20 protein-coding genes are annotated in these 26,198 nt (G+C 70.6%); 6 read left to right on the top strand and 14 right to left on the bottom strand.

What is annotated here, in order from left to right; all coding sequences use genetic code 11:
• Nucleotides 1-148: 148 nt before the first annotated feature.
• The 9 genes from Aple_RS22745 to Aple_RS22705 all read right to left on the bottom strand — a co-directional run bounded on the left by Aple_RS22745 (nt 149) and on the right by Aple_RS22705 (nt 8,981).
• Entirely contained in the window at nt 149-949 is an 801-nt protein-coding gene (locus tag Aple_RS22745; RefSeq protein ID WP_155346730.1) for a shikimate dehydrogenase, read from the bottom strand.
• The gene (gene mltG / locus Aple_RS22740) at nt 949-2,106 is read right to left on the bottom strand and encodes an endolytic transglycosylase MltG (RefSeq protein ID WP_155346684.1); all 1,158 of its coding nucleotides are present in this window, start codon (nt 2,104-2,106) and stop codon (nt 949-951) included. The genes Aple_RS22745 and mltG (Aple_RS22740) overlap by 1 nt, the downstream gene beginning before the upstream one ends.
• A gap of 139 nt (nt 2,107-2,245) precedes the next feature.
• A complete protein-coding gene (gene mltG, locus Aple_RS22735) occupies nt 2,246-3,352 on the bottom strand; it encodes an endolytic transglycosylase MltG (RefSeq protein ID WP_246264708.1) in 1,107 nt (368 codons plus the stop codon).
• The gene (ruvX, locus tag Aple_RS22730; RefSeq protein WP_218038471.1) at nt 3,349-3,837 is read right to left on the bottom strand and encodes a Holliday junction resolvase RuvX; all 489 of its coding nucleotides are present in this window, start codon (nt 3,835-3,837) and stop codon (nt 3,349-3,351) included. Before ruvX ends, mltG (Aple_RS22735) begins: the two co-directional genes overlap by 4 nt.
• Before the next feature lie 7 nt (nt 3,838-3,844).
• Nucleotides 3,845-6,517, bottom strand: a complete 2,673-nt coding sequence (gene alaS / locus Aple_RS22725; RefSeq protein ID WP_155346682.1) for an alanine--tRNA ligase — start codon at nt 6,515-6,517, stop codon at nt 3,845-3,847.
• 1 nt (nt 6,518) lies between these two features.
• Entirely contained in the window at nt 6,519-6,755 is a 237-nt protein-coding gene (locus Aple_RS22720; protein ID WP_155346681.1) for a hypothetical protein, read from the bottom strand.
• Nucleotides 6,752-7,129 carry a DUF948 domain-containing protein gene (locus Aple_RS22715; protein ID WP_155346680.1) on the bottom strand — a complete coding sequence of 126 codons (378 nt, stop codon included), beginning with the start codon at nt 7,127-7,129 and terminating at the stop codon, nt 6,752-6,754. The genes Aple_RS22720 and Aple_RS22715 overlap by 4 nt, the downstream gene beginning before the upstream one ends.
• 89 nt (nt 7,130-7,218) lie before the next feature.
• Complete coding sequence (locus Aple_RS22710; protein ID WP_155346728.1) at nt 7,219-8,460, bottom strand: replication-associated recombination protein A; 1,242 nt, start codon at nt 8,458-8,460, stop codon at nt 7,219-7,221.
• A gap of 74 nt (nt 8,461-8,534) precedes the next feature.
• Nucleotides 8,535-8,981 (bottom strand): DUF2231 domain-containing protein, encoded by a 447-nt coding sequence (locus tag Aple_RS22705; protein WP_155346679.1) that lies wholly within the window; start codon nt 8,979-8,981, stop codon nt 8,535-8,537.
• 136 nt (nt 8,982-9,117) lie between these two features.
• Between Aple_RS22705 and Aple_RS22700 the strand changes: the two genes are divergently transcribed.
• Entirely contained in the window at nt 9,118-11,205 is a 2,088-nt protein-coding gene (locus Aple_RS22700; protein WP_170321623.1) for an MMPL family transporter, read from the top strand.
• On the opposite strand, the gene Aple_RS55600 is transcribed toward Aple_RS22700, so the two are convergent.
• Complete coding sequence (locus Aple_RS55600) at nt 11,202-14,378, bottom strand: S41 family peptidase (RefSeq protein WP_155346677.1); 3,177 nt, start codon at nt 14,376-14,378, stop codon at nt 11,202-11,204. The two genes, Aple_RS22700 and Aple_RS55600, sit on opposite strands and share 4 nt — an antisense overlap.
• A gap of 154 nt (nt 14,379-14,532) precedes the next feature.
• Between Aple_RS55600 and Aple_RS22690 the strand changes: the two genes are divergently transcribed.
• The 3 genes from Aple_RS22690 (at nt 14,533) to Aple_RS22680 (ending at nt 17,674) form a co-directional block, all read left to right on the top strand.
• Nucleotides 14,533-15,423 (top strand): peptidylprolyl isomerase, encoded by an 891-nt coding sequence (locus Aple_RS22690; RefSeq protein WP_246264706.1) that lies wholly within the window; start codon nt 14,533-14,535, stop codon nt 15,421-15,423.
• A gap of 89 nt (nt 15,424-15,512) precedes the next feature.
• Nucleotides 15,513-16,718, top strand: a complete 1,206-nt coding sequence (locus Aple_RS22685; RefSeq protein ID WP_155346676.1) for a cytochrome P450 family protein — start codon at nt 15,513-15,515, stop codon at nt 16,716-16,718.
• Nucleotides 16,719-16,864: 146 nt separating this feature from the next.
• Nucleotides 16,865-17,674 (top strand): SAM-dependent methyltransferase, encoded by an 810-nt coding sequence (locus tag Aple_RS22680; RefSeq protein ID WP_155346675.1) that lies wholly within the window; start codon nt 16,865-16,867, stop codon nt 17,672-17,674.
• Nucleotides 17,675-17,822: 148 nt separating this feature from the next.
• On the opposite strand, the gene aspS is transcribed toward Aple_RS22680, so the two are convergent.
• Genes aspS through Aple_RS22665 form a run of 3 tightly spaced genes read right to left on the bottom strand, consistent with a single transcriptional unit; the run spans nt 17,823 to nt 21,504 of the window.
• Nucleotides 17,823-19,562, bottom strand: coding sequence for an aspartate--tRNA ligase (aspS, locus tag Aple_RS22675; RefSeq protein ID WP_155346674.1), 1,740 nt, complete (start codon nt 19,560-19,562; stop codon nt 17,823-17,825).
• The gene (hisS, locus tag Aple_RS22670) at nt 19,559-20,815 is read right to left on the bottom strand and encodes a histidine--tRNA ligase (RefSeq protein WP_155346673.1); all 1,257 of its coding nucleotides are present in this window, start codon (nt 20,813-20,815) and stop codon (nt 19,559-19,561) included. The genes aspS and hisS overlap by 4 nt, the downstream gene beginning before the upstream one ends.
• A complete protein-coding gene (locus tag Aple_RS22665; RefSeq protein ID WP_155346672.1) occupies nt 20,815-21,504 on the bottom strand; it encodes an MBL fold metallo-hydrolase in 690 nt (229 codons plus the stop codon). The genes hisS and Aple_RS22665 overlap by 1 nt, the downstream gene beginning before the upstream one ends.
• A 145-nt stretch (nt 21,505-21,649) precedes the next feature.
• Here Aple_RS22665 and Aple_RS22660 point away from each other — a divergent pair, with 145 nt between their 5' ends.
• Together Aple_RS22660 and Aple_RS22655 are read left to right on the top strand one after the other, a co-directional pair.
• Nucleotides 21,650-22,477: a peptidylprolyl isomerase gene (locus Aple_RS22660; protein ID WP_155346671.1), complete on the top strand. Its 828-nt coding sequence runs from the start codon at nt 21,650-21,652 to the stop codon at nt 22,475-22,477.
• 44 nt (nt 22,478-22,521) lie between these two features.
• On the top strand, nt 22,522-23,760 hold the full coding sequence (locus tag Aple_RS22655; RefSeq protein WP_246264705.1) for a DUF349 domain-containing protein: 1,239 nt from the start codon (nt 22,522-22,524) through the stop codon (nt 23,758-23,760).
• A gap of 226 nt (nt 23,761-23,986) precedes the next feature.
• On the opposite strand, the gene Aple_RS22650 is transcribed toward Aple_RS22655, so the two are convergent.
• Nucleotides 23,987-26,167: a RelA/SpoT family protein gene (locus Aple_RS22650; protein WP_155346725.1), complete on the bottom strand. Its 2,181-nt coding sequence runs from the start codon at nt 26,165-26,167 to the stop codon at nt 23,987-23,989.
• Nucleotides 26,168-26,198: the final 31 nt, after the last annotated feature.

The raw sequence follows: 26,198 nt of genomic DNA, 5'->3' as shown, positions 1-26,198 counted from the left end.
GCCACTGAGTCCGAAAACTCTCAATGTGATCCTTGACCCGTCGGCCTCTCGGCCGATCAGGTGGGAGGAGGACCTCCGCTTGCGCGTCCAGCTGGTATGCCAGACCGATCGAGTTACAACACTACCACGAACCGCGAACTGCTCCGGTTCATTCCCCGCGCCTGATCAGCTCGGCCTCCCCGGCGCGCCGCATCTCCTCCACCGGGGCGATCGTGCTGCCCGTCATGAGCTCCACCTGGCGCGCGGCCTGGTGCAGCAGCATGGAGAACCCGCCGATGACCTTACGCGCTCCCGAGACCAGCATCGTCGGCCACGGCGAGTAGACCACGTCGAACACCGCGCCGGCCCGGGTGGCCACGCCCGCGAAGGCGTCGGCCGCGCCCGAGGGCAGGGTGGAGATCAGCAGGTCCACCTCGGCGTCGAACTTGTCGAAGGTCTGGGTGCGCACGCTCAGGCCGAGCCGGTCGGCCACCGCCAGGGTCTCCCCGGCCCGGGCCGGGTCGCGGACCACCAGCGCGGCCTCCTCCAGGCCGAGCTCGCGCAGCGCGCCCAGGGCGGAGGCGGCCGTCGCGCCGCCGCCCAGGATGGTCGCGGACCTGGGGCGGGACACCCCGGCCTCGGCCAGCGCCCGCACGATGCCGTGCACGTCGGTGTTCTCGCCGTGCCGCGCACCGTCCCTGAAGATCACCGTGTTCGCCGCGCCGACCTGGACGGCCAGGCCGGAGACGGTGTCCAGGAGCGGGAACACCACCCGCTTGAGCGGCATGGTCAGCGACAGGCCCGCCCATTCCGGGCCGAGCCCGGCGACGAAGGGGGCCAGGCCGTCCTCTGCGCACTCGATCGCGTCGTAACGCCACCCGGTCAGGCCCAGCGCCTCGTACGCCGTGCGATGCAGCACGGGCGAGAGCGAGTGCGTGACCGGGAAGCCGAGAACGGCGGCGCGTCTCATCATTGGTTGTTGCGGTTGAACTCTTCGCGGAGTTTCCAGAACTCATCCTCGCTGGCGGTGAACTTGGTGATGCCCTTGGCCGGGTCGGTGGTCACGAAGTAGATCCAGTCGCCCTTGGCCGGGTGCAGCGTGGCCTGGATGGCGTGGTCTCCCGGGTTGGAGATCGGGCCCGGCGGAAGGCCGTGGAACTTGTAGGTGTTGTACTTGGAGTCGCTCTGGGTCTCGGCGTTGGTGGCGGCGATGCCGTACTTGTTGAGGCCGTACATCAGGGTGCTGTCCATCTGGAGCAGCATCGGCGGCTTGAGCGCCAGGCGGTTGTAGATGACCCGGGCGACCTTGGGCATGTCGTCCTGGCTGCCGGACTCGGCCTGGACGATGCTGGCGATCGTCATGATGTCGTGCGGGCTGAAGCCGCGCTTGCCGGCCTCCGCCTCCAGGTCGTCCTTGGCGGCGGTCTCGTTGAAGCGGTCGACCATCCGGGTGAGGATCTGGCTCGCCGAGATGTTCGGGGGGAACTGGTAGGTGGCCGGGAAGGCGTAGCCCTCCAGCTTGCCCTTGGCGTACTCGGGCAGGCCGAGGTCGCCGCGGGCCGCCTCCTTGAACTCGTCCACGGACTTGCCGGTGGCGGTGGCCAGGGTGGTGAAGATCTTGCTGAGCCGGTTGCCCTCGGGGATGGTGACCTTCCTGAGCACCTGGTGCTCGGGGTCCAGCAGGACGACCGCCGCGGCGGCCGACATCTGCTTGCGCATGACGTAGGAGCCCGGCTGGAGCGAGGCGCCCTTGCCCGCCGCGTCGACGGCGTTGACGAAGGCCCGCGCGCTGGCGACCACGCCCTGCTCCTCCAGCGTCTGCGCGACCTCGCCCGCCGACGCGCCCTCGGCGATCTCGATGGTCACCTCACCGGTGCCCTGGCCGGTGTAGTCCTTGGGGATCATGACCCCGCGGACCCAGTTGTAGGCCAGGTATCCGCCGCCGCCCAGGATGCAGACGATCACCACGACCGCGATGAGCGAGGCGGCCGCGCCCTTGCGGCGGGTGCGGCGGCGGCGCTTGCGGCCGCGCGCCTGCTGGCGGCGGGAGGGAGCGCGGGACCGCCGCCGGGACGGACCCTCGTCCTCGGCGCCGCCCAGCAGCGAGTCCATGTCGAGATCGTTCATAGTGCGCAGGCCAATCTCCCGGTCCGACCCGCTCCACGTCAAGCGAGAGAGCAGAACCGAGGGGGGATGCGGGTCGGATTGGTCGCTCGGCTCGGCCGCCCGCGACATCGGGGGAGGTCATGGGCGGTGAACCGGTGGCCTAGTCGGCCCCGAGGTATCTGTTCAGCTCTTCCCGATATTTCACGAACTCAGCTTCCTTGTCAGTGAATTTCGTGATTCTACGTCCTGGATCGGTGGTGACAAACCAGTACCAATCACCCTTGGCCGGATGCAGGGCGGCGTGCAACGCCTTCTCCCCCGAGCTTCCGATCGGCCCCGGCGGCAGACCCGTGTGCCGGTAGGTGTTGTACGGCGAGCTCACCTTGATGTCCTTCGCGGAGACTCGGAGGGAATGCCGGCCCTGAGCGTAGAGGACGGTCGAGTCCATCTCCAGCTTGGCGCCCTTGGCCAACCGGTTGTAGATCACTCTAGCGATCTTCGGATAGTCCTCGTCCCGGCCTCCCTCGGCCTGGATGATGCTGGCCACAGTGAGCGCCTGCAGCGGGGTGAGCTTCCGCTTGGCGGCGTTCTCCTCGAGCCTGATCTGCTCGGCCGCGCGCCGGTACCGGGCGACCATGGCGGTGAGCAGGCTCTGCGCGGTGGTGTCGCTCTCGATCTCGTACGTGGCGGGGAACAGGAAGCCCTCGACCTGCCCCTTGGCGTACTGCGGGAGGCCGAGGCTCAGGGGCTGGGCGATGACCCGCTGGAAATGCGCCAGCGGGATGCCGGACCCGGAGACGAGCCTGGCCAGGGCCTCGTTGACGCGCATGCCCTCCGGCACGGCGACCTTCTTGATCAGGCGGGCCTTGCCGCTGACCAGCTGGTCCAGGGCGGCGCCGGCGGCCATGCCCCGGTTGAGCCGGTAGCGTCCCGGCCGCAGGCTGTTCTCCTTGTCGCGCTGCCGGACCACCCGGACGAAGGACCGGGCGGTCGCGACGACGCCGGCCTCCGAGAGGGTCTCGGCGATCTGCCCGGCGGTCTGGCCCGGCTTGATCTCCACGGTCACCGCGCCGGTGCCGGTGCCCTCGAAGTCGTCGGGCGCCAGCAGCGGGCCGAGCACCAGGCGCGCGCCGACGATCCCGGCGACGGCGACGGCCGCCGTGCCGGTGACGACGATCACTTTGGTCCGGTTGCCGCGCTGTTTGGGTGGCTTGCCGTCGTCGCGGGAGAGCAGGAACGGGCTGTCGTCCCCGTCCACCGGCGTCACCGCTCGGTCCCGCCGCGCGTTTCTCCACCGGGGGGCGGGTCGAGAGGGTGGCCGGGTGGTCGTCCTGTGCTGCGTTCGGTGTCCAGGGCGGCCTGGAGCAGGACCACCGCGGCCGCCTGGTCGATGATGTCGCGCTGGTTCCTGGCCTTGACGCCGCTGGAGCGCAGGCCCTGGGTCGCGGTGACCGTGGTCAGGCGCTCGTCGTACAGCCGGACCTCGACCGGCGCCAGCCGTACGGACAGGCGGGCGGCGAAGTCCCGCGCGGCCGAGGCGGCGTGCGACTCGCGGCCCGACAGCGTGGTGGGCAAGCCCACCACGACCTCGATCGCCTCGTGTTCGGCCGCGAGCTCCGCGAGCCGGTCCAGGTCGCCCTTGCCGCGCCGGACCGTCTCGACCGGGGTGGCCAGCAGGCCGGAGGGGTCGCTGCGGGCGACCCCGATCCGGACCGAGCCGACGTCCACCCCGAGCCGGACGCCACGTCTCACGGCATGCTCACGCGATCGCCGCGGAGATCGCCGACTCGACGGCGCGCAGCGCGTCGCCGATCGCCTCCGGCCGGGCTCCGCCGCCTTGCGCGACATCGTCCTTGCCGCCACCGCCACCCCCAAGCGCCTTGGCGGCGACGCCGACCAGCTGGCCCGCCTTGAGCCCTCGTCCGCGCCCCGCGTCGTTGACAGCGGCGACGACGACCGGCCGATCGGAGGGAACTCCGGCCACGACGACCACCGCGGCGCGTTCAGCCGGGAACCGGCCGCGCACGTCCAGGGCGAGTTTACGCAGGTCATCGGGGGTAGTTCCAGCAGGCGCGCGGTGCGCCACGACGGCCACGCCGTTCAGGTCGGCGGCGCCCGCGGCCAGCTCGCCCGCGACCGCGAGGACCTGGGCGGAGCGCAGCCGCTCCAGCTCCTTCTCCGCCGCGCGCAGCCGGGTGAGGATGCCGTCGATGCGTTCGGGCAGCTCCTCGCGGCGCGCCTTCAGCTGCTCGCTGAGCTGGGCGACCAGCACGCTCTCCCGGGCCAGGAAGCGGAACGCGTCCAGGCCGACCAGGGCCTCCACCCGGCGCACGCCCGCGCCGATGGACGCCTCGCCGAGCACCTTGACCAGGCCGAGCTGGCCCGAGCTGGCCACGTGGGTGCCGCCGCAGAGCTCGCGGGAGTAGTCGCCGACCTCGACGATGCGGACGGTGTCGCCGTACTTCTCGCCGAACAGGGCGAGCGCGCCCATGGCGCGGGCCTCGGCCTGGGTGGTGTGGAAGGCGTTGACCTTGAGGTCGTTGATCAGGATCGCGTTGACCTCGTCCTCCACGTCGCGGAGCACGCTGGGCGGGACCGCCCCGGCCGCGGTGAAGTCGAAGCGGAAGCGGCCGGGCGAGTTCTCGGAACCGGCCTGCGCGGCGGTCTCGCCGAGCGCGTTACGGAAGCCGCGGTGCACCAGGTGGGTGGCGGTGTGGCTGCGCGAGATGGCCCGGCGGCGGTCGACGTCGATCTCGGCCATGGCCTGGTCGCCGACCCGGATCTCGCCGGTCCTGACCTTGCCGCGGTGCACGATGACGCCCGCCAGCGGGGTCTGGGTGTCCACCACGTCGACCTGGGCGCCGTCGGTCCTGATCACGCCCTGGTCGGCGAGCTGGCCGCCGCCCTCGGCGTAGAACGGGGTGCGGGTGAGCACGATCTCGACCGTGCTGCCGGCCCCGGCGGCGGGGACGGAGACGCCGTCCAGCAGGATGCCGGCGATCTCGGATTCGGCGCTGACGTGGTCGTAGCCGAGGAAGTCGACCTTGCCGGCCTTCTCCAGCAGCTGCCCGAAGACGGAGATGTCGGCGTTGCCGGTCTTCTTGGCCTTCGCGTCGGCCTTGGCGCGGTCGCGCTGCTCCTTCATGAGCCGCCGGAAGCCCTCCTCGTCGACCTTCAGGCCCTGCTCGGAGGCCATCTCCAGGGTGAGGTCGATGGGGAAGCCGTAGGTGTCGTGCAGCTGGAAGGCCTGCTCGCCGCCCAGCGTGGCCGAGCCCTTGCGCTTGGTCTCCTCCACCGCCACGTCGAAGATCGCGGTGCCGGTGCGCAGGGTACCCAGGAAGGACGCCTCCTCGGCGTCGATGACGCCGTGGATCTGCGGCGCGTCCGCCTTGAGCTCGGGATACTGCTCGCCCATGACGTCGATGGCGACGCCGGTGAGCTCGTGCATGTACCGGTCCTCGCCGGAGCCGAGCAGGCGCAGGTTGCGGATCGAGCGGCGCAGGATGCGGCGCAGCACGTAGCCGCGGCCCTCGTTGCTGGGCAGCACGCCGTCGGCGACCAGCATGGTGCCGGTGCGCACGTGGTCGGCGACGACCCGCAGGCTGATGTCGGCGCGCGGGTCGCGGCCGTAGCGGGCCTTGGTGAGCTGGGCCGCCCGGTCGAGGATCTTGTAGGTGGTGTCGATCTCGTAAATGTTGTCGACGCTCTGCAGGATCGCCGCCATGCGCTCCAGGCCCATGCCGGTGTCGATGTTCTTGCTGGGCAGCTCGCCGAGGATCGGGAAGTCCTCCTTGGCACCGCCCGCGCCGCGCTCGAACTGCATGAAGACGTTGTTCCACACTTCGAGGTAGCGGTTCTCGTCGGCGATCGGGCCGCCGTCCACCCCGTAGTCGGGACCGCGGTCGAAGTAGATCTCCGAGCAGGGACCGCACGGGCCCGGCACGCCCATGGACCAGAAGTTGTCGATGATGCCGCGCCGCTGGATGCGCTCCTTCGGCACGCCGACCTTCTTGTGCCAGATGTCGGCGGCCTCGTCGTCGTCCAGGTAGACGGTCACCCAGAGCTTGTCCTCGGCGAAGCCGAAGCCGCCCTCGGACTGCGGCTTGGTGAGCAGCTCCCACGCGAACGGGATCGCGTCGTCCTTGAAGTAGTCGCCGAAGGAGAAGTTGCCGAGCATCTGGAAGAAGGTGGCGTGCCGGGTGGTCTTGCCGACCTCGTCGATGTCCGGGGTGCGCACGCACTTCTGGGCGCTGGCCAGGCGTTTGGCCGGCGGGGTGCGCTGTCCCAGGAAGTAGGGCTTGAACGGCACCATGCCCGCGGGGACCAGCAGCAGGGTGGGGTCCTCGGCTATCAGGCTGGCCGAGGGCACGACGGTGTGCCCGCGCTCTTCGAAGAAGCGCAGGAAGCGGCGGGCGATCTCTGCCGACTCCATATCAGCGGCCATCCCTTACGTTCGGTGGTAGTTGTGTCGTACTTACACTGTCCAGCCCGTAGCGGACGCGCAACTCGGTTTCCCGGCTCCACGCCTGGTCGCGCACGTCGGCGGCGAAGCCCCTGACCTGGTCGGCGGCCCGCCGGGCGACGTGGTCGGGCTTGAGCGCGCGCAGCCTGCGCTGCACCCAGGTGGCCAGATACGCGCCCAGCGCCATGTAGAACAACCGGCGGATCACGATTTCCTCCCGCCGATCATGCGCGGGCGGCGGCGGGTCAGCGCGGCCTTGACGCCGTGCGCGAGCGAGGAGATCTTGACGATCGGCCCGGCCACGATCGAGGAGGCGACGCCGGTGAGCTTGGCCATGTCGCCGCTGGCGTGCTTCATGTTCTCGGCGATCGCCTCGACGGCCACCAGCTGCCGGTTGGTCTCGTTGATCGTGAAGCTGACGTCTTCCAGCAGCGGCCCGACCCGCTCCCCCAGCTCGGAGACCATCTTGGTGGTCTCGACCAGCAGGCGGGCCAGCTTGACCAGGACGAACGCCAGGAAGCAGACGAGGATCGCCCAGAACAGGGCGACGATCAGGCCCGCGACCTCTCCCGCGGTGAGCATGCGGCCTCCTAGATGATCCTGGCTGGAATGGCAAGACCCTATCGCGCTCTGCCCGTCAACCGAGCGGTCACGCCCCGCGCAGGCAGTGATTACGTTCCACGCAGGAAGGCTCGGATTTTGGCCCAGCGTTCGGCCACCGGCGCTTCCGCGCCATGCGTGGTGGGCTCGTAGTAGCGCCGGTCGCGGAGCTCCTGCGGCGCGTAGTCCTGCTTGACCACGCCGTGGTCGAAGTCGTGCGGGTACTTGTAGCCGTCGCCGTGGCCGAGCTTCTTGGCCCCGCCGTAGTGGGCATCCCGCAGGTGGCTGGGGACGTGCCCGATCGCGCCGCGCCTGACGTCGTCGGAGGCCGCGCCGATGGCCTTGACGACCGCGTTGGACTTCGGGGCCAGGGCGCAGTGGATGACCGCGTGGGCAAGGTTGATCTTGCCTTCGGGCAGGCCGATGAACTCGACCGCCTGGGCGGCGGCGACCGCGACCTGCAGGCAGGTGGGGTCGGCCAGGCCGACGTCCTCGGAGGCGAAGATGACGATGCGGCGGGCGATGAAGCGCGGGTCCTCCCCCGCCTCGACCATCCGGGCCAGGTAGTGCACGGCGGCGTCGGCGTCGGAGCCGCGCATGCTCTTGATGAACGCGCTGATCACGTCGTAGTGCTGGTCGCCCTGCCGGTCGTAGCGGACCGCGGCCTTGTCCACGGCCTTCTCCACCACCTCGACGGTGATGTCGTCGGCCAGCAGGGCGGCGGCCTCCAGGTAGGTCAGGGAGCGGCGGGCGTCGCCGCCCGCCAGCCGTACCAGCTGGGCCAGGGCGTCGGGGTGCAGGGTGGCGCGCCCGGCCAGGCCGCGCGGGTCGGTGAGGGCGCGGCCGACGACCTCGGCCACGTCCTCGTCGCCGAGCGACTCCAGGGTGAGCAGCAGCGAGCGGGACAGCAGCGGGGAGATCACCGAGAAGAACGGGTTCTCGGTGGTCGCGCCGATGAAGGTGACCCAGCGGTTCTCCACGGCCGGGAGCAGCGCGTCCTGCTGGGCCTTGTTGAAGCGGTGCACCTCGTCCACGAACAGCACGGTCTGGCGGCCGGTCATGCCGAGCTCGGTCCGGGCCGCGTCGATGGCGGCCCGGACGTCCTTGACCCCGGCGGAGACGGCGGAGACCTCCACGAACCGGCGTTTGGTCACGTTGGAGACGACGTAGGCGAGGGTGGTCTTGCCGGTGCCGGGCGGCCCCCACAGGAACAGCGACATGGGGGCCTCGCTCTCGACCAGGCGTCGCAGCGGCGTGCCGGAGCCGAGCAGGTGCCGCTGGCCGATCACCTCGTCCAGGGTGCGCGGCCGCATCCGGACGGCGAGCGGCTCGGGAGTGGCGTCCCTCGCCGCCGCATCGAACAAGCTCTCCACATGGGGAGCCTAGCTCAGGCTCCCCACACCGCGGTCGCGCCGGAGTGCCCGGCCCGGAACACGTAGTAGCCGACGACGGCCGCCGCGATCACGGTCAGCGCGCCCAGGATCATCGCGGACTGGCGGGTGGACCGGTTGGCCGCGTAGACCAGCAGCAGCGCCAGCACGCCCAGGGCGATGGAGCCGATCAGCAGCGGGTTGGCGAAGGATTCGTGGGTGGCCACCGGCTCGGGGGTCTGGTCCTTGAAGAGCCGGGTCTTGAACGCCTCGCCGCTCTCCTTGGCCACGAAGACGGTGATGGGGGCGGCCACGGCGAGCAGGGCGACCGCCCAGTCCAGCCGGGGGCGCAGGCGCGGGATCAGGGCGTACGCGGCGGACAGGACCGCCAGCAGCGGGGAGAAGACCACCGCCGCGTGGGTGACCAGCGGGTGCAGCGGAAGACCGAGGATTTCGTCGAACATGGGGGCGCTCCTTGGAATGTCTCCCCTTGATACGGATGTGATCCGGAACAGGTTCTCAGAAAGATCGGAAAGTCCGGATAAGTGATCCTCCTCTTGGCGGATGTGGCAGTGTTCAGGCGACGCCAGACTCTTGACCATGTTCGCCGCCCTCGGTCGCCTCTGCTTCCGCCATCGCCGCCTGGTCCTGCTGCTGTGGACATTGCTGCTCCTGGCGGGCTTCGGGTTCGGCAGCCAGGTCTTCGACCGCCTGGAACCCCAGCGCGCCTCCCCGGTCTTCGAGTCGGTGCGGGGCGCCAATCTGATCGACGAGCACTCCCCTGCCGGCGGCTGGGTGACCGGCCTGCTGGACGGCCCGCCGGTGGAAGCCGTCCGCGGCCAGGCCACGGCCGCCGTGGCCGACCTCAAGCTCATCCCGGGCGTGCACCAGGTCCGTTCCGCGTGGGACAGCGAGCGGCTGACCTCGACCGACGGCAAGGCCGGGCTGATCGTCGTGGACCTGGTCAACGACCTGTCCTCCGAGCAGACCACGGAGGCCGTGGATCGCGTCGCCGAACGGCTGCACGCCATCTCCGCGCCCGGCCTGCGGGTGCTGGCGGGCGGCAGGTTGCTGGTGAACCGGGAGGTCAACCAGCAGGTCGCCGAGGACACCACGCGCGGCGAACTGGTCTCCATCCCGGCCGCGCTGGTGGTCATGGTGCTGGTCTTCGGCGGGTTCCTGGCGGCGGGCGTGCCGGTGCTCGGCGCGCTCTGCTCGATCGCGGGGGCGCTGCTCACCCTGTACGGCTTCAGCGCGATGGGCGACCTGGACCCGAACATCGTCCCGGTGACCACCGTGCTCAGCCTGGGGCTCTCCCTGGACTACGCCCTGCTGTACGTCAGCCGCTACAAGGAGGAACGCCGCGACCACGAGGTGGTGGGGGCGATCGAGCGGGCCGCGGCGACGGCCGGGCGGGCGATCGGCTACTCGGCGGTCATCGTCGGGGTGTCGCTGGCCGGGCTGTTCGTCTTCCAGTCGCCCTTCTACCACGCCATCGGCGCGGCCGGGGTGAGCGTGGTCGCGGTGGCCGTGCTGGCCTCCCTGACACTGACCCCGGCGCTGCTGGGGGCGCTCGGGAACCGGATCAAGCCGCAGCGGGCCGACTCCGACGAGGGCCGCTTCGCGCGGCTGGCGCGGGCGGTGCAGCGGCGGCCGGTCACCACCGTGGGGGTGGTCGGGCTGGTGCTGGTGGTCTCCGCGCTGCCGTTCCTGGGGGTGCGGTTCGGCAACGGGGGCGCCGACCTGCTGCCGGAGAGCTTCGAGAGCCGCCAGGTGGCCAACATCACCCGGGACCGGTTCCCGGGCGGCGGCGCGCCGGCGATCCAGCTGGTGGCGCGCTCGACGCAGGCGGAGCTGCAGGGGTATCTGGGCACGCTGCGGGGGTTCGCGCAGGTGGGGCAGGCCCGGCAGCTGGCGCCTGAGGTCGCGCTGGCGGAGGTGTTCCCGGTCGGGGACGGGCGGGACGACCGGGCCGAGGACGCGGTCACCTGGTTGCGGGAGCATCGGCCCGCGTTCCCGATGTACGTGACCGGCAACGCGGCCGGGCTGATGGACTTCCGGGGGGAGATGGCCGAACGCCTGCCGTGGGCCATCCTGGTGGTGGCGCTCGGCTCGTTCGTGATGCTGTTCCTGCTCACCGGCTCGGTGCTCGTGCCGGTCAAGGCGCTGCTCATGAACACGCTGTCCCTCGGCGCGGCCTTCGGCGCGATAGTCCTGATATTTCAGGATGGGTTCTTAGCGGAGGTGCTCGGGTTCACCCCGACGGGGACGCTGGAGACCTGGGTCCCCGTGCTGGTGTTCATGTTCGCCTTCGGGCTCTCCATGGACTACGAGGTGTTCCTGCTGGCCCGGATCAAGGAGTTCCACGACGCCGGGCTGCCCAACGACCGGGCCGTCGCGGTCGGGCTGCAGCGCTCCGGCAAGATCATCACCTCGGCGGCGCTGGTCATGGTCGTGGTGTTCGGCGGCTTCGCGGCCGGGCGGATGCTGGGCATCAAGGAGATGGGCCTGGCGCTGGCCATCGCCATCGCGGTGGACGCCACGCTGGTCCGCTGCCTGCTGGTGCCCGCCACGATGACGCTGATGGGCCGCTGGAACTGGTGGGCCCCGGGGCCGCTGCGCCGCCTGCACGACCGGTTCGGGCTCCGGGAGGGGAAGTCCGAAAAGGATCGGGTGCCGGTCGGCTAGCGGCCGCGGAACGGGCGGGTCGCCGGGTCGGGCGGCCCGCCCGCCGGGCGTTCCGCCAGGGCTTCCAGCGCGAGCCGTACTGCGGTGTCGAGCTGGGGGTCGGTGCCGCGGGCCCAGTCGGCGGGGGTGATGAGCACCTCCACGTCGGGGGTCGCGCCGCGGTTCTCCAGCTCCCAGCCGTACCGCTCGATCCAGTAGCCGTAGCCGGGGACGGTGATCGCCGAGCCGTCGCCGAGCAGGTGCCAGCCGTCGATGCCGATCACGCCGCCCCAGGTGCGGGCGCCGACCACCGGGCCGAGGCCGAGCGACTGCACGGCGGCGGTGATGACGTCGCCGTCCGAGCAGGTCTCCTCGTCGCACAGCACGACCACGGGGCCGCGCGGCGCGTCCCTGGGGTAGCTCTCCGGCTCGTAGCGGCGGGAGATGTTCCAGCCGACGATCCTCCTGGACAGCTTCTCCACGACCAGCTCGGAGGTGTGGCCGCCCCGGTTGCCGCGCACGTCCACGACCACGCCCGCCATGGTGAGCTCGCGGGACAGGTCGCGGTGCAGCTGGGCCCAGCCGGACGGGCCCATGTCGGGCACGTGCAGGTAGCCGAGCCTGCCGTCGGAGAGTTCCCGGACGCGGGCGCGGCGGTCGCCCACCCAGGCGTGGTAGCGCAGGTAGACGTCGTCGATGACGGGGACGACCGCGATCCGGTTGATCTTGTCGCCGGATTCGACGGTGAGCTCGATCGCGCGGCCCGCGGTGTCCACCAGGAGTTCGGCGGGGCCCTTGCGGGGGTCGATCGGGTGGCCGTCGATGGCCAGCAGGGCGTCGCCCGGCCGTACGCCCGTGCCCTGCAGAGGTGAGCGGGCGTGCGGGTCGGACAGCTCGGCGGGGTAGATGCGGCGGATCCGCCACAGGCCGTCGGTGTCGGGGGCGAGGTCGGCGCCGAGCATGCCGACATACCGGCCGGAACCCCAGGACCGGCCGTAGACGTAGGCGTGTGAGGCGCCCAGCTCGCCGACGGCCTCGGCCAGCAGGTCGGCGAAGTCGTCGCCGCCCGCGATCCGGTCCAGCCACGGGTGGTACCGCCGCAGCACGCCCGGCCAGTCAACCCCGGCCATGTCGGCGACCCAGAAGTGGTCGCGGACGATCCGCCCGGCCTCCGCGTACGACTGCCGCCACCGCCGCACCGGATCCACCTCGACCCGGATCCTGGACAGGTCCACGGTCACACCGTCGCCGTTCTTGCCGGTGGCGGAGATCACCCGCACCTCGTGGCCGTCCAGCACCACGACCTTGGCGCCGTCGCCGCTGACCGAGAACCGGCCGATCCCCTCGGCCAGCTCCTCGCACTTGCGTTTGTCCAGATCGAAGCGTTCCAGGGTCGGGCTCTCCCCCGCCTGCCAGCGAAGCCAGGCCAGGCCGCCCTTGACCGCGCGCAGGCCGTAGTAGCGGGCCTCCGGCACCGGCAGCGCCACGATCCGGCCCTCCAGGCCCTCGATGTCCATCTCGACCGGGGAGTCGCCGTTGGGGCTCTCCACCGGGCGGCCGAGAACCGACGGCGCGAACGGGGACGGCGCGCCCGCCGACAGGGGCAGCAGGTAGGGGCGGGAGCCGAGCGGGAACGCCAGGTCGAAGCTGTGCGCGTCGTAGATGGCGTCGAAGCCGCGCCGGGACAGGAAGGCGAGGTGGCGCCCGTCAAGGGTGAACGCGGGCCAGGTGTCGGTGAACCTGCCGTCGGTCACCTCCACGACTGTGATCTCCTGGCCATCCTCGGGGAGGCGGGCCATCCTGATGGCGCTGGAATAGCCGTTCACCGGGTGGCACCAGACCAGCCACTCGCTGCGGGGGTCGAAGCCCATGCCGGTGATCCGGCCGTTGGCGGTGCGGGTGAGCTCGGTGATGGCGCCGGACTCCACCCGGATCAGCAGGAGGCGGCCGTCGTGGCAGGACACGGCGATCATCGAGCCGTCCGGGGAGGCTTCCAGGCCGACCACCCGGCCGAGCTCCCCGGCGGCGACGGTGCGGACGGTGCCGCCGGGTTCGGCCAGCTCGATGCCGTCCTCCCCGTTCGCATCGGTCACCCAGGCGGCCGGGCCGTTGATCCGCTTGCCGAGCTTCTTCTTCTCGTCCGGCTCCTCCCCGTTCTCCTTGGCCTCTTCCTTCTCCTCGTCCTTGTCCTTGTCCTCCGGCGGTTCGTGGCCGCCCAGCACGATCGGCAGGCGGGCGCGCACACCCGGCCGGGACGACAGCGCGCGGGCGGGGCCGTCCTCGTGGGTAAGCCAGTGCACCGTTCCGGCCACTTCGACCACGCTCGCCCGCCCGGTCGCGTCACAGGCCAGATTCCGGACATGCGGATGCGCCGGGTACGGCTGCCGCCCCCGCCCCGCGCCTCCCAGCGTCACCTCCAGCCGCTCCGGTTCCGCGTCCAGGCTGGGCAGCAGCCACAGCTCGCCGGCCCTGGCGTACACGATCCGCTCCCCGTCGGTGGCCGCCTGGCGGGCGTAGAAATCGTGGTGGTCGGTGTGCTTGACCACGTCGGAGCCGTCCAGCGCGCACGAGTAGAGGTTCCCCACGCCCTCGTGGTCGGACAGGAACACGATCCGCTCCCCGACCAGCATCGGCGCGGCCAGCTGCCCCTCCACGGCGAGCGGCACCCGGGTCCCGTCCAGCCACAGCCGCCCGGTCCCGCCGCCCCGATACCGCTTCCAGTGCGCCGGGTCGTGGCTGGCGGAGCCGGTGAGCAGCAGCGTGCGCCCCCCGGCCAGGTGCAGATCCGAGACCGGCCCGTACGGCAGCCGCGTGCCGGGCCCGCCCGCCACCGGCACCGTGTACGCCATGGTCCAGAAGTGGAACGGCTGATCATGGGCCGCCGTGGCCACCACCGTCCGCGGATCGGCCCAGCCGCGCACCCGGGTGCGGTAGTTGGCCCAGTGGGTCGCCCGCGTCGCCGGCCCGCCGTCCACCGGCGCGACGTGCACCTCCGGATCGGTGTCGCGCCAGCTCGTCCAGGCCACCCGGGCGCCGTCCGGCGAAATCCTCGGATGGCTCGCCCGGACCCGGTCGATGGTCAGCCGCCAGGCCCTGCCACCGCCCAGCGGAGCGATCCAGACATCATCCTCGGCGACGAAAGCCAGAAGGTCGCGGTGAATGTGGGGAAAGCGGAGGTATGACCCGTCTGACACCCACACAATGCTAATCGCGCCCCCGGCAATGGCATAGCTCGTGCCGCGTGGGGCCCTTGGTGCCGCTGGGACTCCTGCTTACGCGAAGTGAACGAAATCGCGGCTAGAGTTGCGCATCGAACTGGTCATATATCGAAAAACGGAAGGTATAGCGGTGTCCGACACCATTCGGCAGAAGCAGCTGGCCATGCGTAACCGCAGGGCCAAGCGCGGCACCATCCTCGGCGTCGGGCTGGTCATCACGCTCGCGGCCCTGACCGCCTGCAGCGGCTCAGACGCGGAAACGGCCGCCGGGACCGCGACACCGGCCCCGGCCGAGTCCGGCGCTCCCACGTCGGTGCCGCCCTCGGAGGTCCCGTCCGCGGTCCCCTCGGAGCTCCCGGGGCCGAGCGCCGCCGCCACGGTCGACCCGGCCAAGGTGACCTGCGACTACCGCAAGGACGACTCCGGCAGCCCGGCCAAGTTCGTCGGTTTCCCGCCCAAGAAGCCGACCAAGGCGGCGTTGAAGGCCAAGACCATGACGGTGCGCACCAACCACGGTGACATCGTGATCGAGCTGACGCCGTACACGCCGTGCACGGTGAACTCCTTCGCGTTCCTGGCGAGCAAGAAGTACTTCGACAACACGGTCTGCCACCGGCTGATCACCGCCGAGACCAACGGCCTCGACCTGCTCCAGTGCGGCGACCCGCAGGCCAAGGGCGACGGGGAGAACCCGACCGACGGCACCGGCGGGCCCGGCTACCTGTTCCCGGACGAGAACCTCGGCCCGCAGTACGTGCGCGGCGTGGTCTTCATGGCGCAGGGCGGGGACGCGGCCAACTCCAACGGCAGCCAGTTCGCGATCTCCTTCAGCAACGAGAACGCCCAGCTGCCCGCCGCGTACACGCCGTTCGGCGTGGTGGTGAAGGGCATGGAGATCGTCGACAAGATCGTCGCGGGTGGCGTCAACACCGCGCCCGACGGCGTCGACATCACCAGCGACGAGGGCGGCTCGAACGCGCCGAAGATCCCCGTCAAGATCAAGACGGTCGTGGTGCGCTAGTTCCCTCCGGGTGGCGCGTCCGCCGGACACGCCACCCGGATTAGGGGATCATGATGGCTTCCCATCCGATCCCTAGCTAGGAGCGGCAAGTGCCGGAGAAACTGCCGTTTGAGTTCGTCCTCACGCCCGAGTTCGCCGCCAGCCCCTACGCCGCGTACGACACCGTCAGGGCCCGCGGCCCGGTCCATCCGATCGACTTTCCGCCGGGCTTCCAGGCGTTCGTGGTCATCGACCAGGAGCTCGGCCGGGCGGCCCTCGCCGACCCCCGGCTGTCCAAGGACATCACCGTCTACGGGGACTACTTCCGGAAGGTCGCCAACGACGACGACATCCTGCTCGACTCCAACATGTTGTCGGTCGACCCGCCGGACCACACCCGGCTGCGCCGGCTGGTGTCCAAGGCCTTCACGCCCCGCCGGGTGGAGGCGCTCCGGCCCAGGATCCAGGAGATCACCGACGAGCTGATCGCGGCCATGGAGCCGAACGGCCGGGCCGAGCTGCTGGACGAGTTCGCCTTCCCGCTGCCGATCATCGTCATCTGCGAGCTGCTGGGGGTCCGCCCCGAGGACCGCCACCTGTTCCGCGAATGGTCGGAGCTGCTGATCAACCCCCGGTTCGAGGAGGAGCGGCAGCGGGCCCGCGCGGCGGCCTCGCGGGCCACCCGGGCCTACTTCACCGAGATGATCGAGGCCAGACGGGCGGAGCCGCGCGACGACCTGATCAGCGCGATGCTGGCGATCCAGGACGAGGGCGGCCTGACCGACAAGGAGATGATCTCCACCCTGACGCTGCTGCTGATCGCCGGGCACGAGACCACGGTGAACCTGATCGGCAACGGCATGCTGGCCCTGCTGCGCAACCCCGGCCAGCTCAAACTGCTGCGCGACGATCCCGGCCTGCTGCCGTCGGCGATCGAGGAGTTCCTGCGCTACGACGGCCCGGTCGAGCGGTCCACCCCCCGCTTCTCCACCGAGGACCTGGAGCTCGGCGGGGTGGCCATCCCGCGCGGCAGCATGGTGCACATCTCGCTGGGCGCCGCCGGCCACGACCCCGCCGCGGTCGCCGACCCGTCCCGGCTGGACATCACCAGGACCGAGAACCGGCACCTGGCCTTCGGGCACGGCATCCACTTCTGCCTGGGCGCGCCGCTGGCCCGGCTGGAGGGCCAGATCGCCATCGGGACGCTGCTGGAGCGGCTGCCCGGGATCGAGCTCGGGATCGATCCCGAGGAGATCCAATACAAGACCACCGGTGCGGTGGTGCGCGGCCTGACCGCGTTGCCGGTCCGGTTCTGACATCTCGTGTCTGGTACGGTTCGCACCAATAGTGTCGCGAGCCGTACCATGCACGGAAATGTCGTGAAACGCGGGCCCCACGCGTGTCACGAGACCCTTCAGACTCGCCACCGGCAGGGGGCGGAGCTACGCCGGAAGGCGAGGACGTGACCGACCGCGAGCAGGCCCCGTCATGGGTGATCAACCCCCATGTGCCCAGCGTGGCGCGCATGTACGACTACTACCTCGGGGGCAAGGACAACTTCGCCGCCGACCGCGAGGCCGCCGAGCACATACTCTCGATCATGCCGTACGTGCGCGATTTCACCCGGGACAACCGCGCCTTCCTGTCCCGCTCGGTCCGGCTCATCGCCGACGCCGGGGTGCGCCAGTTCCTGGACATCGGCTCCGGCCTGCCCACCCGGGAGAACGTGCACCAGGTCGCCCAGCAGACCGCCCCCGACTCCCGCGTGGTCTACGTCGACAACGACCCGATCGTGCTGGCCCACGGCCGCGCCCTGCTGGCCGAGAACCCGCTCACCACGGTGGTCCAGGCCGACCTGCACGAGCCCAAAGGCATCCTGGACCACCCGGAGGTGGCCGCCAGGATCGACTTCGGCCGGCCGGTCGCCCTGCTCCTGCTGGCCGTGCTGCACTTCGTGCCCGACGACGAGGAGGCCGCCTCGATCGTGGCCCGGCTGCGGGAGCGGCTGGCGCCCGGCAGCTACCTGGTGATCTCGCACGGGCACGCGGGGCGGGTCAGCAAGGAGGACGAGATCTTGGTGACCAGCACGTACAAGGCCACCAAGACGGGCAATCTGACGCCTAGGACATCGGAGCAGATCCTTACCTACTTCGAGGGGCTGGAGTTGCTGGAGCCCGGCTTGGTGCCGGTGGAGGCGTGGCGGCCGGAGTACGACCTCACCCCCGACTGGAGCAAGGCCGGCTTCCTCGGCGGGGTCGGCTACCTGCCCTGAACGCCCCAGAATCGCCCCTAAGGCCCTGAACAGCCATCTCTGGGATTTGCCTGCCCGACACCGCCTCGAGCCTTCTGACGGCCGCACGCGGGCTCCTTTACAAAGCAAGGCCCCGGCGACGCGCGGTCGCCGGGGCCTTGCTTGTGGGTCAGACGAGTTCCTGGGCGCGCGGCTTCGCGTCCACGCCCGCCTCCTTGCGCTGCTCGCCCGTGATCGGAGTGGGCGCCCCGGTCAGCGGGTCGAAGCCGGAGGCCGTCTTCGGGAAGGCGATGACGTCGCGGATCGAGTCGCCGCCCGCGAGCAGCATGCAGATCCGGTCCCAGCCGTAGGCGATGCCGCCGTGCGGGGGCGGGCCGTACTTGAAGGCTTCGAGCAGGAAGCCGAACTTGTTCTCGGCCTCCTCCTTGGAGATGCCGAGCACGCCGAACACGCGCTCCTGCATCTCGGCGCGGTGGATCCGGATCGAGCCGCCGCCGATCTCCATGCCGTTGCAGACCATGTCGTACGCGTAGGCCAGCGCCTCGCCCGGATGGTCCTGGAAGTCGTCGGCCCACTCCGGCTTGGGACCGGTGAACGGGTGGTGCACGGCGGTCCAGCCGCCCTCGCCGTCCTCCTCGAACATGGGGGCGTCCACCACCCAGAGGAACGACCACTGGGACTCGTCGATGAGCCCGCAGCGGCGGCCGATCTCCAGGCGGGCCGCGCCCAGCAGGTCGCGGGCGGCGCGCGCCGGCCCCGCCGCGAAGAAGACGGCGTCGCCGACCTGGGCGCCGGTGGCGGCGGCCAGGCCGGAGATCTCCTCCTCCGACAGGTTCTTGGCGACCGGGCCGCCGAAGCCGTCCGGCTGGACCAGCACGTAGGCCAGGCCGCGCGCGCCGCGCGACTTGGCCCAGTCCTGCCAGCCGTCCAGCTCCCTGCGGGTCTGCGCGGCGCCGCCTGGCATCACGACGGCGCCGACGTGCTCGGCCTGGAAGACCCGGAAGGTGGTCTTGGCGAAGTATTCGGTGAGGTCGGTGAGCTCGCAGCCGAAGCGCAGGTCGGGCTTGTCGGAGCCGTACCTGGCCATGGCCTCGGCGTAGGTGAGGCGGGGCAGCGGGCGCGGCATGGTGTAGCCGACGGTGTCCTGCCAGACCCTGGCCATGATGGCCTCGCCGAGCTCCATCACGTCGTCCTGGTCGACGAAGGACATCTCGATGTCGATCTGGGTGAACTCGGGCTGCCGGTCGGCGCGCAGGTCCTCGTCGCGGAAACACTTGGTGAGCTGGTAGTAGCGTTCCAGGCCGCCCACCATGAGCAGCTGCTTGAACAGCTGCGGCGACTGGGGCAGCGCATACCAGCTGCCGGGCTGCAGCCGGACCGGGACCAGGAAGTCGCGCGCGCCCTCGGGCGTGGAGCGGGTCAGGTTGGGGGTCTCCACGTAGACGAAGTCACGCTCGCGCATGACCTCGTGCACCAGGTAGGTGGCCTTGGAGCGGGTGCGGAGCGCGTCGCCGACCTGCTGGCGGCGGATGTCCAGGTAGCGGTAGCGCAGCCGGGCCTCCTCCGAGACGCCGGCGTTGCCCTCGATCGGGAACGGCAGCGGAGCGGCCTCGCTCAGCACCTCGACCTGGGTGGCGACGACCTCGATCTCGCCGGTCGGCAGGTCGGGGTTCTCGTTGCCCTCCGGCCTGACCCGCACCTCGCCGACGACCTTCACGCAGTATTCGGAGCGCAGCCCGTGCGCGTCGTCCTCCTCGCGGAAGACGACCTGGGCCGAACCGGAAGCGTCGCGCAGGTCGATGAACACCACGCCACCGTGGTCACGGCGGCGTGCTACCCAGCCCGCCAGCGTCACCTGCCGGCCGGCATGCTCGCGACGAAGCGTTCCTGCTTCGTGGGTGCGGATCACGAGAGTTTCCCTTTCAGGGTGTCGGCGACCTCGGCAAGCGGCACCGCGGTCTGCTCAGCAGTGGTGAGATCCTTCAGTTGTACGGCCCCCGCCGCCAGATCCCGATCCCCGAGGATAAGGGCGAACCGGGCACCGCTGCGGTCGGCGGCCTTCATGGCCCCCTTCACCCCGCGCCCCCCGAAGGCCATGTCGGCCGAGAGCCCGGCCCGCCGCAACTCCACGACCAGGCCGAACGCCACCCGCTTGGCCTCCTCGCCGAGCGGCACCGCGAACACGTCCACGGTGGCGGGCTCGGCGTCGAAAAGCCCTTCGGCCTCCATCGCCAGCACCGTGCGGTCCACCCCGAGCGCCCAGCCCACGCTCGGCAGCGGCGGCCCGCCGATCATCTCGCTCAGCCCGTCGTAGCGGCCCCCGCCGCCGACCGCCGACTGGGCGCCCAGACCGTCGTGCAGGAACTCGAAGGTGGTACGCGTGTAGTAGTCGAGACCGCGCACCAGCCGGGGATCGTCGGTGTATTTCACCCCGGCCGCCGTCAGCAGCGTGCGCACCTCTTCGTGGTAGGCCTTGCAGGCCCCGCACAGGTGGTCGGTGACCAGCGGCGCGCCGGTCAGCTGCGCCTGCACCTGCGGGCGCTTGTCGTCCAGCACGCGGAGCGGGTTGATCTCGATCCGCTGCCGGGTCTGCTCGTCCAGGTCGAGCCCGCGCAGGAAGTCCTGCAGGGCGGCCCGGTAGGCCGGGCGGCACTCCGCGCACCCCAGCGAGTTGAGCAGCAGCCGCACCCCGCTCAGCCCGAGGGAGGCGTAGCCGTCCACCGCCAGCGTGATCAGCTCGGCGTCCACGGCCGGGTCCTCGGTGCCGATGGCCTCCGCGCCCACCTGGGAGAAGTGCCGGTAGCGGCCCTTCTGGGCCCGCTCGTAGCGGTAGTAGCTGCCCGAATACCAGAGCTTGACCGGCAGCGGGCCGCCGGGCAGGCCGTGCTCGATCACGGCCCGCATCACCGAGGCGGTGCCCTCCGGGCGGAGCGTGATGGAGCGCCCGCCCTTGTCCTCGAAGGTGTACATCTCCTTCGTCACGATGTCGGTGGATTCGCCGACGCCGCGGGAGAACAGGCCGGTGTCCTCGAACGCGGGCGTCTCGATGTAGCCGTACCCGGCCCTGCGGGCGGGCGCGGCCAGCGCGTCGCGAACGGCGAGCACGCGCTCGGAACGTGGCGGCATCCAGTCGAAGGTGCCCTTGGGCGCCTGAAAGCTCATTAGAGTCCCCTGTGCGGGCCACGCGCGGGCGGCAACTCCTGAAGGTAGGGGTTGACGGCGCGCTCGCGGCCGATCGTCGTCTGTGGTCCATGGCCGGGCAGCACGGCCGTCTCGTCCGGCAGCGTCATCGTGGCGGCGAGGCTGCGCAGCATGGACGGATGGTCGCCGCCCGGCAGATCGGTGCGGCCGATGGAACCGGCGAACAGCAGGTCGCCGGAGAACAAGACCGGGGGGATCTCCTCGGCCGGGGGCAGCCGGAACGTCACCGAACCCCGGGTGTGGCCCGGGCGGTGATCGACGGTCAGCTCCAGGCCGGCGAGTTTCAGGGTCACGCCGTCGGTCAGCTCGCGCACGTCGTCCGGCTCGCTCAGCTGGAGCCCGCCGAACACCTGGCTCGCCTGCGCCGAGATCCCCTTGGCCGGATCCGTGAGCAGTTCACGGTCATCGGGATGAATCCATGCAGGAATGTCCCGGGCTCCGCAGACCGGCGCGACCGACCAGACGTGATCGAGGTGACCGTGCGTCAGCACGACCGCGACGGGCTTGAGCCGGTGCTCGCGCAGCACCTCGTCCAGCTCCCCGACAGCGTCCTGACCTGGGTCGACGACCACGCACTCGGCTCCGGACTCGGGCGCGATCACATAACAATTTGCCTGAAAGGACCCAGCGGGGAACGCGGCGATCAACAACGGAAAGGCCTCGATGTCTCAAGGATTGCGCGAGCGAATGTAACCGAAGGGTACCGGTGCGGGTCGGCGGGCTGCGAACTAATACCTGTGTGCCGATACGATTCGCCCACCTCAATAGTCATTCTTGGACAGTCGGGAGGACGAAGTGGTCAGCGGTAAGGACCGCCAGAAGCAACTCGCGCGCGAGCATTACGAGCGCCAGCAGACCGCGCGCATCCAGCGGGAGCGCGCCGCCAAGCGGACCGCTGCCATCGGCACCACCGTCGGCGTGGTCGTGGTGATCGGCGGCATCGTGGCCGCCGCGATGCTGCTGACCGGCGAGGGCGACGACGCGACGACGGCCACCCCCACGGACACGGCGGTGCCCTCGGCGAGCGCGCCCGCCGGGCCGAAGGCGTACGACCCGGCCTCCGGCACCTGCGAGTACCTGGCGGACGGCCAAGCGGCCAAGGACGTCGGCCAGCCGCCCGCGAAGGTGGCCGCGCAGCCCGCGACGATGACCATCAAGACCAACCTGGGCGTCATCGAGGCCACCCTGGACGGGGCGAAGGCGCCCTGCACGGTCGGCTCGTTCCAGTTCCTGGCCGAGAAGAAATATTTTAACGACACCAAGTGTCACCGCCTGACCACCGAGGGCATCAAGGTGCTCCAGTGCGGCGACCCGACGGCGTCCGGCAGCGGCGGCCCCGGCTACCGCTTCACCGACGAGAACCTGGAAGGCGCGAGCTACAAGCGCGGCGTGCTGGCCATGGCCAACAGCGGCGCGGGCACCAACGGCAGCCAGTTCTTCATCGTGTACGGCGACGAGACCGACGCCGCCCTGCAGGACGCCTACACCCCCTTCGGCACCATCACCAAGGGTCTTGACCTGGTGGACAAGGTGGCCAAGGACGGGGTCGAGGGCGGCGGCGGCGACGGCCCGCCGAAGACGGCCGTCGAAATCAAAGACGTGACAATTACCGGCAAGAGCTGACGTAATACAACCAAGGGCCGTTTGCGCCCTGGAGGCTGATTCGAGTGCGGGAGGACACGGTGACCACCGACCCGTGGGGCCGGGTAGACGACGACGGCACCGTCTACGTGCGTACGGCTGAGGGAGAACGGGCCGTCGGGTCCTGGCAGGCCGGTGAACCGGAAGAGGCCCTGGCCTACTTCCACCGCAAGTTCGAGGAGCTGGCCGGGCAGGTCCAGCTCCTGGAACAGCGGGTCAGGGGCACCGATCTGCCGCCCGCACAGGCCGAGGCGAGCATCCTCAAGCTGCGCGAGGCGGTCGCGGAGGCGCACGCGGTCGGCGATCTCGGCTCGCTCAACGATCGCCTCGGGGCGCTGTCGGAACTGGTCGGCAAGCGCCGCGAGGAGGTCCGGGCGGCCCGGGACCAGGCCAGGTCGCAGGCCAAGGAGATCAAGGAGCGGATCGTCGCGGAGGCGGAGCGCATCGCCGAGGACGCCACCCACTGGAAGTCCGGCGGCGAGCGGCTGCGGCAGCTGGTGGAGGAGTGGAAGGCGGCCGAGCGGATCGACCGCGCCACCGAGGCCGGGCTGTGGAAGCGGCTGTCGGCGGCCAGGACGGCGTTCGCGAAGCGCCGCAAGGCGTACTTCTCCTCGCTGGACGAGCAGCGCGACCAGGTGCGCGGGCAGAAGGAGCGCATCGTCGCCGAGGCCGAGGCGCTGGCCGCCTCGACCGACTGGAACGCCACCGCGGCCGCCTACCGCGAGCTGATGCGGCAGTGGAAGTCGGCCGGGCGGGCCTCCCGGGAGGCCGAGGACGACCTGTGGAACAGGTTCAAGGGCGCCCAGGACCTGTTCTTCCAGGCCAGGTCGGCGGTGTTCGCCGAGCGGGACGCCTCGTTCGCGGCCAACGCCGAGGCCAAGGAGGCGCTGCTGGTGGACGCGGAGAAGATCCTCCCTGTCTCCGACGTGCGGGCGGCGCGGAACGCGCTGCGGGCCCTGGTGGAGCGCTGGGAGGCCGTCGGACCGGTGCCGCGCGAGCAGCGGGACCGGCTTGAGGGCGGCCTGCGCAAGGTGGACGACGCGGTCCGCAAGGCCGAGGAGGAGCAGTGGCGCCGCTCCAACCCGGAGGCCAGGGCGCGCGCCCAGGACACGGTGAACCAGCTCAGGAAGTCGATCGAGCAGCTGGAGAACCGCCTGGCGAAGGCGCAGCCGGGCAGCAAGGCCGCCAAGGAGGCCGAGGAGTCGATCGCGGCTCGCCGGTCCTGGCTCCAGGAGGCCGAGCGCACGCTGGCCGAATTCTCGTGACATTGGCCGATCCTTCGGATCGGCGGGCTTGGCCGCCCTCAGCCTGCGTCTTCCCTCGTCACTCCGGCCGCTCCGCGACCTGCGTTCCTCAGTCCAGACGCAGTCGCGGCCAAGCCGGGACATACGAATTAAGGCGCGGCGGTTGACCACAGGGCGGCCAAGCCATTAGCAGGGCCCTCGCATATCGTGCGAGGGCTTCGCTATGAGGTGACGTTAGGAGGGGACGTTATGAGGTGACTCGGTAGACGTCGTAGACGCCCTGGATGGTCCTGACGGCCTTCAGGACGTGGCCGAGGTGTTTGGGGTCGCCCATCTCGAAGGTGAACTTGCTGACCGCGACGCGGTCCCTGGACGTGGTCACCGACGCGGACAGGATGTTCACGTGCTGATCGGAGAGCGTCCTCGTCACGTCGGAGAGCAGCCTGGGCCGGTCCAACGCCTCCACCTGAATGGCGACCAGGAAGACCGAGTCGTCGCCCGGGGACCAGGCGACCTCGACCAGGCGGTCGGGCTGCTCGCGGAGCTGGCCGATGTTGGCGCAGTCCACCCGGTGCACCGAGACGCCGTGGCCGCGGGTCACGAAGCCGACGATCTCATCGCCGGGGACGGGGGTGCAGCAGCGGGAGAGGCGCACCCAGACGTCCGGGTCGCCGGCCACGATGACGCCCGCGTTGGAATTGGCCCTGGGACGCCCCTTGAGCCGCGTGACGACCGAAGCCTCGGCGATGTCCTCCTCTGCCCCCTCGACGCCTCCCAGCGCCTGCACGAGCTTCTGGACGACGCTCTGGGCCGCGATGTGGCCCTCGCCGACCGCCGCGTACAGCGCGGAGACGTCCGGGTAGCGCAGATCCCGGGCCAGCGCCAGCAGCGCCTCCCCGGACATCAGCCGCTGCAGCGGCAGGCCCTGCTTGCGCATGGCCCGGCCGATGGCCTCCTTGCCCGCCTCGATCGCGGTCTCCCTGCGCTCCTTGGAGAACCACTGGCGGATCTTGTTGCGGGCCCGGCCGCTCTTGACGAACTTCAGCCAGTCCCGGGACGGGCCCGCGTCCGGCGACTTGGAGGTGAAGATCTCCACCGTGTCGCCGTTGCCGAGCCGGGACTCCAGCGGCACCAGCCGCCCGTTCACCCGGGCTCCGATACATCGGTGCCCGACCTCGGTGTGCACCGCGTAGGCGAAGTCGACCGGGGTGGCGCCGTCGGGGAGGGCCACCACCTGGCCGCGCGGGGTGAAGACGAACACCTCCGAGACCGACAGGTCGAAGCGGAGCGACTCCAGGAACTCGCCCGGGTCGGAGGTCTCCTTCTGCCAGTCGAGCAGCTGCCGCAGCCAGGCCATGTCGTTGACCTCTTTGACCTTGGCCGGGCCGGAGGTGACCATCTCCTCCTTGTACTTCCAGTGGGCGGCCACGCCGTACTCCGCGCGGTTGTGCATGGCGCGGGTGCGGATCTGGAGCTCGACCGGCTTGCCCTCCGGGCCGATCACCGTCGTGTGCAGCGACTGGTACATGTTGAACTTGGGCATCGCGATGTAGTCCTTGAACCGGCCGGGCACCGGGTTCCACCGCGCGTGGATCGTTCCGAGCGCGGCGTAGCAGTCGCGGACCGTGTCCACCAGGACACGGATGCCCACCAGGTCGTAGATGTCGTCGAAGGCCACGCCCCGGGCGATCATCTTCTGGTAGATCGAGTAGTAGTGCTTGGGGCGGCCCTTCACGGCCGCCTTGATCTTGGACTCGCGCAGGTCGCCGGAGACGTTCTCGATCACTTCCTGCAGGAACAGGTCGCGGCGCGGGGCCCGCTCGGACACCATCCTGGCGATCTCGTCGTAGCGCTTGGGGTAGAGCATGGCGAACGCGAGGTCCTCCAGCTCCCACTTGATGGTGTTCATGCCCAGCCGGTGCGCCAGCGGCGCGAAGATCTCCAGGGTCTCCCGGGACTTCTGCTGCCGCTTGTGCTCGGGCATGTAGCGCATGGTGCGCATGTTGTGCAGCCGGTCGGCGAGCTTGATCACCAGGACCCGGATGTCGCGGGACATCGCCACGACCATCTTGCGCACGGTCTCGGCCTGCGCCGCGTCGCCGAACTTGACCTTGTCCAGCTTGGTCACGCCGTCGACCAGCAGCCCGATGTTCTCGCCGAAGTCGCCGCGCAGCTCGTCCAGGCTGTACGCGGTGTCCTCCACCGTGTCGTGCAGCAGGGCGGCGCACAGGGTCTCGTCGTCGGTGCCCAGCTCGGCCAGGATGGTCGCCACGGCCAGCGGATGGGTGATGTACGGGTCGCCGCTCTTGCGCTTCTGGTCGCGGTGGTGGAAGGCGGCCACGTCGTAGGCGCGCTCGATCAGGCGCAGGTCGGCCTTGGGGTGGCTGGCCCGCACCGTCTTGAACAAAGGCTCCAGAACCGGATTCATCGCCCCCCACTGCCCCCCGAACCGCGCGAGC

Source organism: Acrocarpospora pleiomorpha (assembly GCF_009687885.1).
GTDB lineage: Bacteria > Actinomycetota > Actinomycetes > Streptosporangiales > Streptosporangiaceae > Acrocarpospora > Acrocarpospora pleiomorpha.
This window is presented reverse-complemented; position numbering and strand designations above follow the sequence as displayed.